The 12,727-nt window shown below is 45.3% G+C and carries 10 protein-coding genes; 9 read left to right on the top strand and 1 reads right to left on the bottom strand.

The window, feature by feature from the left end:
• Positions 1-130: 130 nt before the first annotated feature.
• The 8 genes from L4D20_RS00585 (at position 131) to copI (ending at position 11,391) form a co-directional block, all read left to right on the top strand.
• Entirely contained in the window at positions 131-517 is a 387-nt protein-coding gene (locus tag L4D20_RS00585) for a PilZ domain-containing protein (RefSeq protein ID WP_428799623.1), read from the top strand.
• Positions 518-830: 313 nt separating this feature from the next.
• Positions 831-1,034 carry a pyrophosphatase gene (locus L4D20_RS00580; RefSeq protein ID WP_428799622.1) on the top strand — a complete coding sequence of 68 codons (204 nt, stop codon included), beginning with the start codon at positions 831-833 and terminating at the stop codon, positions 1,032-1,034.
• Positions 1,035-1,557: 523 nt separating this feature from the next.
• The gene (locus tag L4D20_RS00575) at positions 1,558-3,747 is read left to right on the top strand and encodes a bifunctional diguanylate cyclase/phosphodiesterase (RefSeq protein WP_428799621.1); all 2,190 of its coding nucleotides are present in this window, start codon (positions 1,558-1,560) and stop codon (positions 3,745-3,747) included.
• A gap of 162 nt (positions 3,748-3,909) precedes the next feature.
• Complete coding sequence (locus tag L4D20_RS00570) at positions 3,910-4,287, top strand: hypothetical protein (protein ID WP_428799620.1); 378 nt, start codon at positions 3,910-3,912, stop codon at positions 4,285-4,287.
• A gap of 90 nt (positions 4,288-4,377) precedes the next feature.
• Positions 4,378-5,841, top strand: coding sequence for a TolC family protein (locus L4D20_RS00565; protein ID WP_428800720.1), 1,464 nt, complete (start codon positions 4,378-4,380; stop codon positions 5,839-5,841).
• A 24-nt stretch (positions 5,842-5,865) separates the two neighbouring features.
• Positions 5,866-7,584, top strand: coding sequence for an efflux RND transporter periplasmic adaptor subunit (locus L4D20_RS00560; RefSeq protein ID WP_428799619.1), 1,719 nt, complete (start codon positions 5,866-5,868; stop codon positions 7,582-7,584).
• Positions 7,581-10,730 (top strand): efflux RND transporter permease subunit, encoded by a 3,150-nt coding sequence (locus tag L4D20_RS00555; protein ID WP_428799618.1) that lies wholly within the window; start codon positions 7,581-7,583, stop codon positions 10,728-10,730. Before L4D20_RS00560 ends, L4D20_RS00555 begins: the two co-directional genes overlap by 4 nt.
• 97 nt (positions 10,731-10,827) lie before the next feature.
• Complete coding sequence (gene copI, locus L4D20_RS00550) at positions 10,828-11,391, top strand: copper-resistant cuproprotein CopI (protein WP_428799617.1); 564 nt, start codon at positions 10,828-10,830, stop codon at positions 11,389-11,391.
• Positions 11,392-11,472: 81 nt separating this feature from the next.
• Here the strand turns inward: copI and L4D20_RS00545 are convergent, their stop codons facing one another.
• Positions 11,473-12,003: a GNAT family N-acetyltransferase gene (locus L4D20_RS00545; RefSeq protein WP_428799616.1), complete on the bottom strand. Its 531-nt coding sequence runs from the start codon at positions 12,001-12,003 to the stop codon at positions 11,473-11,475.
• Positions 12,004-12,153: 150 nt separating this feature from the next.
• Between L4D20_RS00545 and L4D20_RS00540 the strand changes: the two genes are divergently transcribed.
• Positions 12,154-12,714 carry a type II secretion system protein gene (locus L4D20_RS00540; protein ID WP_428799615.1) on the top strand — a complete coding sequence of 187 codons (561 nt, stop codon included), beginning with the start codon at positions 12,154-12,156 and terminating at the stop codon, positions 12,712-12,714.
• Positions 12,715-12,727: the final 13 nt, after the last annotated feature.

Raw genomic sequence — 12,727 nt, 5'->3', positions numbered from 1 at the left:
CATACCAAGATCTAATTTATAACGATTTCGTCATGCGTTCGGTATGCAAATATCTCGGTTACTTGTTAAATCATTACTCACTCAATGTGTACGACTTTTGGTGCACGTTTCACCATTATTAGAATTATAAATGACTATTTTCACGCCAAAAAAGCAAGTACAAAAAACGCCTGACGATCTAAAAAACAGATCTAAACAAGAGCTTCGCGCTTACCCTAGAATGCACATGAAAGGGACTAAAGCCTACATTAGAAGGCGAACACTACTTTCAACTTATACACCTATGGAAATTATCGATCTCTCTAAAGGTGGGTTAGGTATAGAGTGCCGCAGTAAGTTTGAGATGGGAGAAAAAATTGAAATCAAGCTAGGGCCTAGAAAGCTACAGGGTACCGTTTCATATTTAAGGCAGGAACTGGGGAAACGTAACTTTAGAGTTGGTATTAAATTTGATAAAACGCTTGGAATATCTGACATGATTTTTATAGGCGCGCCATCTGAGTTTGTTTTTAGTTGATAGCCACTACTGGCAAACATTCATACACCTCGCCGTCCAGAAAGCAAAACTCTCAACGACCCAAACAACTAAGCGCCGTTTTTTCTTACCTATTTCGACAACGGGGCAACCAGTACACCTTACCCTAGTGGGTTATCAGTTAACCTGTTGATATGAAATATATTTAATAGCAACTAAGATGAAGCTGAATATTTTGCTACCAGTAGCGTCTTGATTTCACAAGAATCTGACATTGATGAATGCCATAAGCTATCGATACAACCATCAAAATATTGTATTATCACACCCGTATTTATACTTATTAGGATTTTCTATGTTGATTCACGAATTTTCGAATAAGGACGTTACCGCTGAGCATGTGATTTTAGCTCAAGCTATATTAGCAGGGACTGCTCAAGGAGATAAAAATAAGGCGCTACGCTTTATTAGTTTTGTAAATGACATCCCCGATGCGCCAACTATACAAAGCCTGATTCCACGCTTTAGTCAATTTATGAAGCGCTTTAAAGCCAACTGATATACAGAATACATTACACAGGGATGTGTAATTAAGTTCACCAATTCCTCCCCCTAACCACTACCTACTTTTTAACTCTATCTGGCTCTCTGCTCGCTCTATATCTAGCTATTGCCCCATCATCGCACTAGCGACAGTAGTAGCAGTCACGGCTGTTTACCAGAGGCTCCACCAACTTGACTCTCAATGCTGCGCCAGCCGCCGCTCCACTGCTAACACAATCTTTTTAGTTGTCATTATTAATATACCCTGATTAGCTTTAATGCTTGAGCGGCACGATAAATCTAAATAAGACCCATTACCATTCATGGTTTGAATATGATAATCTCTATTGATAATACTCGCTGTTAGAGCCCCTACATTGACGTTCTCGTTTACCCACAAATCCTTTCTCACGATCTGGACGATAGGCATCGCCATTGCAATCTCAAGTTTTCTAGTCGTTGAGTTTTACGAGTCTAGGCGGTTAAACGATCAGCTTGAAATACGATTTAACAGCAAGGTTAAGTCACTAGAGCAATCAATGAACTCTCTGTCTGAGCTTATCTACTCAAGCCAAAAGTTCATTCAAAATGGGAATAACCCTACACAGGCTCAGTTTCAGCACTTTCTTAAAGATCGAACAGGAATTGGCTCTGGAATCCATTCTCTATTTTGGCTACCACTGATCGCCCTTGATGATGTAAAACCGTTCGAACAGAGCGCTCAGAGCAATGGGTTGCTCGGCTTTCAACTATTGCCTAATGTGGAACGAGTATCGTCGTGTGCAAAATGGTTAGATAATGCAACGCTACCGGTTTACTACATCTCACCCCAATTTGAAGCAAGTGATTATTTGGGCGAGAGGCTTGATACTCATTGTGATGATGCGGCCGCAATGAAACAGGCACTCTCTCAACAGACTATTGCGACCAGCCCTTTTAATGAAGGTGGCAATCACGGTATCAAACTGTTTCTACCCGTAGTAAGTGATAAGGGTACACTGCAAGGGTTTGTCGTCGTCAGTATTCTATTTCATGAATTTCTGGGTGTAACATGGCAAGGCGAAATCAATTCGAACGAGCTTAATATCTCAGTGGTTAACCTAAAGCCGAACCAGCAATTTCACACTATTCTCTTCCAATCCCATCTTAATCTTGAGTTAAGCAAAACCCGATACTACCAACGAGAGATCACCTACTCACAGAAAGTGAGGCTGCTTAGCATCAACCAGCAATGGAAAATATCAATCTCTACCATTGATGACGGCATTGGCATGCTGATCTATGGTTCAACCGCTGTCGTATTAATACTGCTTCTGACAGCATCAGTATCGTGGGGCTTTGGCTTCTACGCTCATCGACTCAAAATTTCTGATCAACTCGTAAAAGAAAAAACCCGGAGCCTTGAGATTCAAGCCACGCAAGATGAGTTAACTGGCTTATTTAATCGTCAGGCACTCAGTGAAACGCTTGAAAATCAGCTCACACAAATTAAAAAACAAGCGAGTGATGGCTTTTCAATACTATTTATCGATTTGGATCGATTTAAGATCATCAACGATTCAATGGGGCATATCATTGGCGATCTATTATTACAGCAAGTTGCCACGCGCCTGAAAAAAAACGCACGCCGAGATGACAGTTGCTTCCGCTTTGGCGGGGATGAATTTGTCGTTTGTCTACCCAATCAGGTTGATGAACGGATATTACAAGATCTCTGCTCACGTTTTTCAAAGCTGATCGCGAAGCCCTATATCATCAAAGGACAAACTTGCCATATTGGCGCAAGTATAGGTGTTTCTGTTGTCACTTCGGCATCTCAGCCCATTGCCAGTATTTTACGTGAGGCCGACACAGCGATGTACAAGGCAAAAAATTCTGGTACTGAAAAGGTGATATTTTTTGATGAGAAGATGTTCACTCAAGTTAAGCATCGTTTTGTGCTGGAGCAAGAGCTTACTACCGCAGTAAAGGAAGAGCAGCTCTCTTTGGCCTATCAACCCATTTATTGTCAGCAGACCGATCAAGTTTCCGGCTTTGAAGCACTGCTTCGCTGGGATCACCCAGAAAAAGGCTCTATATCCCCAGCGGAATTTATCCCAATTGCTGAAGAGACTGGGCTAATCATAAAAATAGGCGATTGGATAGTTAAGCAAGTGTGCCAACTATTAGAACAGCTCTATATAGGTAACGCATACGCTAAACTGCCAAGAATCAACATCAATGTTTCCGCTAAACAGTTTGAGTCCGATCATATTGTTCACACACTGCAGCACGCGTTAAGCCGGTATAAATTTCCAACGAACTTGCTAGGTGTTGAAATAACAGAGTCTCTATTGTTGAGTAATTCATCATGTACCGTCGACGCACTTAATGAGATAAAGCGACTCGGGGCCACTATTTATCTCGATGATTTTGGTACGGGTTATTCATCCCTTTCAGTTCTTAGCGAATACCCAGTCGATATTATAAAAATTGACCGAAGCTTTGTTCAATACATAGGGAACCCAAGTCATAAGTCAGCAAAGCTGTGCCAAGCCATCATTTCCATGTCTCATACTATTTCATTGGGTGTCGTGGCGGAGGGCGTGGAAACGGAAATGCAGTTGGCCTCACTGCAAAAATTTGGCTGTAACTACATTCAAGGTTTTTTAAAAGCCAAACCCGTAAGCCAATCTAAGATGATGGAGTATCTCACCCTTAAAGCTGATGTGACATTTAACACTGAGTGATACTTATTAAAGAAACCTATTACAAAGTAGAAGGTTAGCAAAAGAGTCTTGACCTTACCCTAGGGGCAACCTCTATTATCGCATTGAATTTACTTCTGAAGGCTTGTCATGCGGTTATCTTCTATACGCATAATTTGGATTACGTTTGTTAGCATTATAGTAATGCTGACGACGAGTGTTGCCTCGAGCGCACCGATGATGACCTTCAAAATGCTCGATCACGACCTGCAGCTACAAAGTAATATTTCACCGTGTCACAGCCAAATATCTGCCGATGACTCACGGCACCAGCAGCACTCACTTACCAAGCGCGACTCAATGCAGACACTGTCTGACACGATGAGTTCATCCCCCCATTGTGAAAGTAACAATGAATCAGCACACACCTGCTGTAGTGCCACTTGCGCAACCGTTGTAGTATTTACTCCGAACGTCACAACGCCACTTCTGTTTGATCATAAAAAATCACTCTTTTCCTCACTATCACAAGGGAATCGAGTGTTGCGACCTCAGTCGCTCTATCGCCCCCCAATCGCTTAATCCAACTCTTATTTATTCGTATTACGATCTCTTAGTCTCACTGACCTAAGAGCGTAAAGAGTTTTTCACGCGCAGGATCTGCGCATGGATATGGATACCAAAGTGAATATCAAACCTACATTTTTAGTACTGACAATCAGTGCTGTAGTTGGTATTGCTGCGCCTGTATATGCCTCTGCAGTAACATCAGAGCAGGCTAATGCTAATACCATGACTACCGCTAACAATAACGCCACTAGCACTCAGATATCATTAGCTCAATTAATCGATATTGCGCTTAATACTGATAACGGCCGCAAGCAATTTCAAGCTCAATCTCATGCGATACGTGAAACGGGCATTGCCAGTGCCACTCTCGCTGACCCAAAACTCAAAGTGGGGTTTGGTGGCCTACCTGTCGATAGCTTTAAGTTCGACGAAGATCCGATGACCAACATCTCGGTTGGGTTGATGCAGCAATTTAGCCGTGGCTCTACACTTGATCTTCAACAGCGCCAAGCCAATCAACAGGCCGATGGCATGACACTGCAAATAGCCGCTCGAGAACTCGACGTCGCCAACAGCATGACTCAACTGTGGCTAGAGCTTGGCTACCAGCAACAGGCGCATAAAGTGCTGCTTGAGAACCATCGACTCATGCAAGAGATGGAAAGCTTTATTCAAACCAACTATTCAATTGGTAAAAGCGAAGCGCAAGATCTGCTGAATGCACAGCTGCAAGTCAGCCAGATTGAAGAGAAGCTACAAGCGAACATGCAAATGCAGCATCGCTTGATTTCTCAACTGTCAGAGTGGTTAGAGTCTGATTGGCTCTATCGCACTGACTCATTGCAAGCGAGTAATCAACTGGATTGGGACTTACTTGAGCAGCGTTTAAATAGCTCTACAGATTCAACCAAACACTACCAACAACTTAACCAGCACCCTATGGTTCAAATGGCCGACGTCGCTATTTCTACCAATCAAACTCAAGTCGAGATTGCTGAGCAAGCTTATACTCCTCAATTCGGTGTCGAGGTCATGTACGCCTATAGACAGGCCAATGGAATGATGGGTGACCCTGCTTCTGATCTCGTCAGTGCTTACGTCACAATGGATGTGCCTCTGTTTACTGGTAACCGCCAAGACAGACAGCATTCAGCGGCGCAATACCAAGTTGGGGCTGCTAAGTCTCAAAAAGACACCCTACTTAGCCAAATGAACGCCAAGGTAAATACGCTACTTATCGACAAGAGTAACCTTGAACAACGTCTGGATCGCTATCAATCTTCGCTACTGCCCCAAGCAAAATCTCGCTCTGAAGCCGTGGAAAGAGGCTATCAAAACAATACGGCGCAATTTAATACTGTCATTACCGCCAGTCGTGATGAATTGGCATTGCAACTTGAACAGCAACGTCTTCTCACCGATTTAAACCTCGTCAACAGCAACCTAGCTTCGCTGCTCCGTGGATTCGATTTCAATGTTGAACTGCCAAATTTGAACAGTGACGAACAAGGTGCCCATCAAAACCAATCTGGCGCAGAGAGTTCACTCGCAGACACTCAGAAGTAATGACGTAAGAATTAGGAATAGATTATGAAAACAATAAAAATCGCAACGCTTGCTTTGCTAATTGGCAGTGCTGTTGGCTTTGGAGTAAGCCACTTCATCATGCCAACAGGCCACGATATGAGTGCCATGGCCTCTTCTGACGCAAAAGGGGCAGACGAGCCTCTCTATTGGGTTGCTCCAATGGATGCGAACTATCGCCGAGATCAACCTGGCAAATCACCCATGGGGATGGACCTTGTCCCTGTCTATGCCTCTGACCTTGCAGGGGAGAACGAAGAAGCCGGAACTGTCACCATTAACCCTGCGGTAGAGAACAATCTTGGGGTCAAAACCGCCCTAGTGACGCAAGAAAAACTATCGCCTCGTATTGAAACCGTTGGTTATGTCGCGTTCGATGACAGCCTCGTTTGGCAAACCAATGTTCGTATTGCAGGTTGGGTTGAAAAACTCAATGTTAACGCCATCGGCGAGCAGGTAAACAAAGGCGACGTGCTGTTCACACTATATTCGCCAGAACTAGTGAAAGCTCAAGAAGAGTTGCTTAATGCGTATAGAGCGGGTCACAAAGGGTTAATACGCGGCGCTACCGATCGTTTGGTTTCATTAGGCGTTGATAAATCACAAATCAGACAGATCGTAAAAGCAAACCGAGCCTCTCAAACCATCGAAATCAAAGCGATAGCCGATGGCGTTATAGCCAGTTTGAATATTCGCGAAGGAGGCTACCTCTCTCCTGCTCAAACCGTTATCAGTGCCGGGCCACTTAATGAAGTGTGGGTGGATGCAGAAGTCTTTGAACGTCAATCTCATTGGATCACCACAGGCAGCCAAGCCAGCATGACACTTGATGCGATACCGGGGCAAGAGTGGCAAGGCATCGTGGATTACGTTTACCCAATCCTAGACCCCAAAACTCGTACCCTTAGAGTGCGACTAAAGTTTGCCAACCCAGATGGTGACTTGAAACCAAATATGTTTGCCAATATCGCTTTGCAACCAGAATCTAGCGATAGCGTTCTGGCGATTCCAAGATCATCAGTCATTCGCTCTGGCGGCATGACACGTGTGGTGCTTTCACAAGGTAATGGTAAATACCGCTCAGCTCGCGTTGAAGTTGGACGTGAAGCCGGTGAAAAAATCGAAGTCATTCAAGGTCTCAACGAGAACGATCGCATCGTGACTTCAGCTCACTTTATGATCGATTCAGAATCAAGCCAATCGGCTGACCTCTCTCGTATCAATGGAGTAGAGCCAGCGGCTGAGACCGCATGGGCGAAGGGAGAAATCACCGATGTGATGGAAGGCCATCGCATGCTGACCATTAACCACCAGCCAGTACCAGAATGGAATTGGCCGGGAATGGTGATGAACTTCAACATTGCCGAAGACGTTGACATGTCTCAACTGAGCAAAGGCCAGATGATCGACTTTGAAATGCAAAAAGGCGAATCAGGGCAGTACGATGTTGTCACCCTTAACGTCGACGACACCGTTATTGCCAGTGAGCTATGGGTAGATGGCGAGATCTCTATGCTGATGGCTGACTTTGGCATGATCACTCTCAAACACGCCGAGGTGCCTGAGTGGAGCTGGGCAGCTGGCGAAATGAACTTTTCGGTTGGGGAAGATGTCGATTTGTCTGGTTTGGTTGAAGGCCAGTCGGTGCGATTTCTAGTCAGCAAAGACGGCGCTGAACCCTCTTTAATCGACATTGACACTCACGACATGGGGGATAACCAATGATTACCGCCATTATTCGATGGTCGATCAATAATCGATTCTTGGTTTTAATTGCCAGTATCTTCCTCACATTGGCAGGGCTTTATAGCGTTAAAAACACACCTGTTGACGCGCTGCCTGATCTCTCTGATGTGCAGGTAATTATTAAAACCAGCTATCCGGGTCAAGCTCCGCAAGTGGTGGAAGATCAAGTCACCTATCCACTGACCACTGCCATGCTTGCAGTGCCGGGCGCAGAAACCGTTCGCGGCTACTCCTTCTTTGGCGACTCCTATGTCTACATCATCTTTAACGACGATACCGACATGTACTGGGCCCGCTCTAGAGTATTGGAGTACCTAAGCCAAGTAGCTCCTAACCTTCCAGCTAACGCTAAACCAACACTTGGGCCTGATGCCACCGGCGTGGGCTGGATTTACAGCTACGTATTACAAGACAAAACAGGCCAACACGATTTAGCAGAGTTACGTAGCCTGCAAGATTGGTTCTTAAAATACGAACTGCAAACGGTAGAGGGCGTATCAGAAGTTGCTACCGTAGGCGGTATGGTCAAGCAGTACCAGGTGCAAATTGATCCTGCCAAGCTCCGCGCTTACGACCTAACGCTTCAGCAAGTGAACATGGCAATCCAAGATGGTAACCAAGAGACAGGTGCATCGGTTGTTGAAGTGGCCGAAGCTGAACACATGGTCCGTACTACTGGCTATTTAAGCAGCATCGAAGACATTAAATCGCTACCGCTTAAGGTGACCGATAAAGGCACACCTCTGTTGTTAGGTGACATTGCCGAAATCAATATAGGCCCACAGATGCGCCGTGGTATATCTGAGCTAAATGGCGAAGGCGAAGCGGTGGGCAGTGTCATCGTTATGCGCTTTGGTGAGAACGCCAGTGAAGTCATCGACAACGTTAAGAGTAAACTGAACGAGCTTCAACAAGGCTTGCCAGAAGGTGTAGAAATAGTCGCGACCTATGACCGATCTACGCTCATTGATGCCGCAGTCGAAAACCTATGGCAGAAACTCATTGAAGAGTTCATTGTTGTGGCCGTAGTCTGTGCTCTGTTCTTGTTCCATATCCGTTCATCACTGGTTATTGCCATCAGTTTACCCGTTGGTATTTTAAGCGCGTTCATCGTTATGCATTGGCAAGGTATCAACGCCAACATCATGTCACTCGGTGGTATCGCCATCGCGATCGGTGCCATGGTGGATGGGGCTATCGTAATGATTGAAAACGTGCATAAGCATATTGAACGCACCCCATTGACGGATAAAAACCGTTGGCAGGTTATCAGCAAAGCAGCCGAAGAGGTCGGAGCGCCGTTGTTCTTCTCGCTGATTATCATCACGCTCAGTTTTGTTCCGGTATTCGCACTAGAAGGACAAGAGGGCAAGATGTTCTCGCCACTCGCCTTCACTAAAACCTATGCAATGGCGGCATCGGCGGGTCTAGCAATCACTTTAGTACCTGTTCTTATGGGCTACTTTGTTCGCGGTAATATTCTTCCAGAAAACAAAAACCCAGTGAACAAGGGGCTTGTGGCGCTCTATCGCCCAATGCTGAATCTAAGCCTTAAGTACCCAAAACTCATCATTGTTGCCGCTCTAGGTCTAATGGCGTCGGCCTATTATCCAACCAGTCAGCTTGGTAGTGAGTTCATTCCACCATTGGATGAAGGCGATCTGATGTACATGCCAACGACTTATCCAGGCATTTCCATCGGTAAAGCGCGTGAGTTACTGCAACAAACCAATAAGCTGATTAAAACCGTTCCTGAAGTGGAAACCGTTTGGGGGAAAATTGGTCGTGCAGATACCGCCACCGACCCTGCGCCACTCACCATGATTGAGAGTGTTATTCAGTTCAAACCTCGCAGCGAATGGCGAGAAGGTGTCACTACCGACTCACTACGTGCCGAGTTTGATAGCTTGGTGAAATTTCCAGGGCTAACCAACGCGTGGGTTATGCCAATAAAAACTCGCATCGATATGCTGGCAACGGGGATTAAAACGCCAATCGGTATTAAAATCGCGGGGCCTGACCTTAAAGTAATTGAAGGTATAGGTGCTGAATTGGAGCCCATTCTAAATGCGCTACCAGGCACTGCTTCTGTCTACGCCGAACGTGTCGCAGGTGGCCGCTATGTCACCATCGACATTAAACGCCTCGCTGCTGCGAGATATAGTTTGAGCATCAAAGAGATTCAGCAAGTAGTATCAACGGCAGTTGGCGGTATGAAAGTTGGAGAAACAGTTGAAGGGCTAGAGCGCTACCCTATCAATGTCCGCTACCCGCAAGATTATCGTAACTCTGTTGTGAAGCTACAAAACCTCCCTCTTGTGACAGCCAATGGGGCGCGTATCGCACTCGCCGATGTTGCCGATATTCGCTATGAAGACGGCCCTCCAATGATTAAAACTGAGAACGCCCGCCCGAACGGCTGGGTCTTTGTGGATATCGATGGTCGAGATCTTGGTTCTTACGTCGTAGAAGCTCAACAAGCGGTTAGCGAACAGTTAGCTCTTCCGGCAGGCTACTCCATTGCATGGTCTGGTCAATACGAATACATGGAGCGCGCGAAAGAGCGATTAACCATGGTGGTACCTGTCACGGTTGCCATCATCATGTTGCTGCTTTACCTGAGTTTCAGACGTGTTGGTGAGGTACTAATCATCATGGGGACCTTACCACTCGCTATGGTTGGCGGGCTTTGGTTGATGCACATTCTTGGCTTCAACTTCTCAATAGCTGTTGGGGTTGGTTTTATCGCCCTTTCAGGTGTTGCGGTAGAGATCGGCGTCATTATGTTGGTGTACCTCAATCAAGCGTGGCACTACAAAAAACTCCACGCCCAAGAAGAACGTAAACCACTGACTTCACAAGACCTTACTGACGCTATCGGTGAAGGGGCAGGCTTGCGTGTGCGCCCGGTCATGATGACGGTTCTTACGGTCATAATCGGCTTAATCCCAATTATGTATGGCGACGGCACTGGCTCTGAAGTCATGCAGCGTATCGCGGCCCCAATGATTGGCGGTATGGCCTCGGCGTTACTTCTCACATTACTGGTACTTCCAGCCGTATTCCAACTATGGAAACGCAGAGAAATCACGAACAACCCATTACCACCAACAAGCGGCCAATAAAAAGCAACCAAACTCACGCGGGCCGTGCGCAAGCGGCTCGCATTACTTACGAAAAATAAGTAACCAAAAATCAAAGAATAAACATAAGGAAAGAAAAATGAAAAAATCGCTTATCACACTGAGCATCGCAATACTCTCAACCTCTGCTTTTGCAATGAAGATGGACCACGGCAACATGGATCACGGGTCGATGGACCATGGAAAAATGGACCACTCTCAAATGGATCATAGCAAAATGGACCACTCCAATATGAGTAGTTCGATGATGATGAATATGGAAGGTATGTCAGCCGTGGGGATGCCTGCCAAAGGTGCTCAACCGAATAAAGTAGTACACGTTGTTCTAAGCGATGACATGAAAATCAGCTTTAAAGGTGATGTGACGATTGAACCTGATGATGTGGTGCAATTTGTAGTGATGAACACCGGTAAAATCGAGCACGAGTTTTCTATTGGCTCGATGGATGAACAAATCAAACACCGAGAAATGATGAAGATGATGACCGAGCATCACGATCATAGCGACGGCAGTACTGTGATGGTACAGCCAGGTAAAGCAAAGCAGCTTTTATGGCACTTCCACGGGGATAACAACGTTGAGTTCTCTTGTAATATTGCGGGTCACCATGAAGCAGGGATGACGAAAAGTGTTTTACTTTAGAGCACTTCCCACTTTACTAAAGTACTAAACAGATAATGTACTAACTACAAACCGACGAACCACTATTTCGCTGGCTACACATTAGTAGCCAGCTTTCCACTCAGTGCGAAGCACGCCGTACTTTATCGAATCAAAGTACTCACCTTGGTAATAACGAACTTTACGTAGTCTCGCTTCGAGCTTAAATCCCAGCTTTGTGGCTAGTGCCATCATTCTTGGGTTTCCCGACCAAGTCGTCATACCTACTCGTTCAATATTTCGAGTATTAAATAGGTTTTCTACCCAAAGAGGTACAGCCAAAGCAGCAATACCTTGCCCCCAATATTCAGAATCGTAGAGCACGATGCCCGCTTCTAACCATCGAGTCTCTTCACACTCCCAATAGCAGTTAACCGTACCGACTGGAATCAGATTTACCGTTATTAGCTGCATATCTAAACCTAATACTAGCTTTTTAAATGTACTCTTAGCGAATTCCTCTAGGGTTGGATGAGAATAAGAAAAGTATGGGCCATTAAACTTCGTCCACTCACCGTTTGAGGTAACTAGGGAATATATTTGCTCAAGTTCTTCAGGGGCTGCTGGTCGAATAGCAATAGACTTTTCTAACATTCGGCCTCCTCTAATCGATTAAAATTTACTTGCACTTAACGTTAACTCAAATGGTCCAATTACAAAATGCCATATGTTAAGTGTACGTCTGGCCACTTTATGTTAACTTTTCACACCAGAACTGTGGAATCAATAGGCTATAATCTAAACATGGATAGAAGACGAGTTATTAGAGGCTTTACGCTCATTGAGTTAGTGGTCTCTATCGTGATTATAGGTATTCTTGCTGTTGTTGCTGCCCCTAGATTTTTAAACCTAAAGAGCGACGCTGTCGCTTCGACTGTACTTGGCGTGGGAGGCGCTTTAAAGTCAGCGCTAGACCTAGCCAACGCACGCATCGAAATAGATAATGCCGACACCAGCATCGACTACTCTGGCCAAACCATTTCTTTAACTGAGAGAATGCCAGCAGCGAGCGCCGGAACACTAAGAGCACTATTGCAAATAACCGTTCCTGAATCGTGGACAAGAGATTGGGAAACGATCCCCTGTGATGAGCCTGAATTTTGTATATTAGGCAATATGTTCGTTGGAAAGTCGGGATATGTTGAAGTGCCGGGTTATTCGTTAAGTTCCAACGGCGGCTTAGACCGAGCCTCCTACATTTGGCCAAAAGGCTACACTTTAAACTCAAATGGCTGCTATGCATTTTATATTAACGAAGCTTCCAAAGAAGTGAATCACTCAGGTTCTATCGTTCTAGGCTGTTAAAGTTCACTGCTTT

Origin of the sequence: Vibrio kyushuensis (assembly GCF_050337325.1) — a bacterium.
GTDB classification, from domain to species: Bacteria; Pseudomonadota; Gammaproteobacteria; order Enterobacterales; family Vibrionaceae; genus Vibrio; species Vibrio kyushuensis.
The sequence above is the reverse complement of the archived record's forward strand: the minus strand, read 5'-3'. Positions and strand labels throughout refer to the sequence as shown.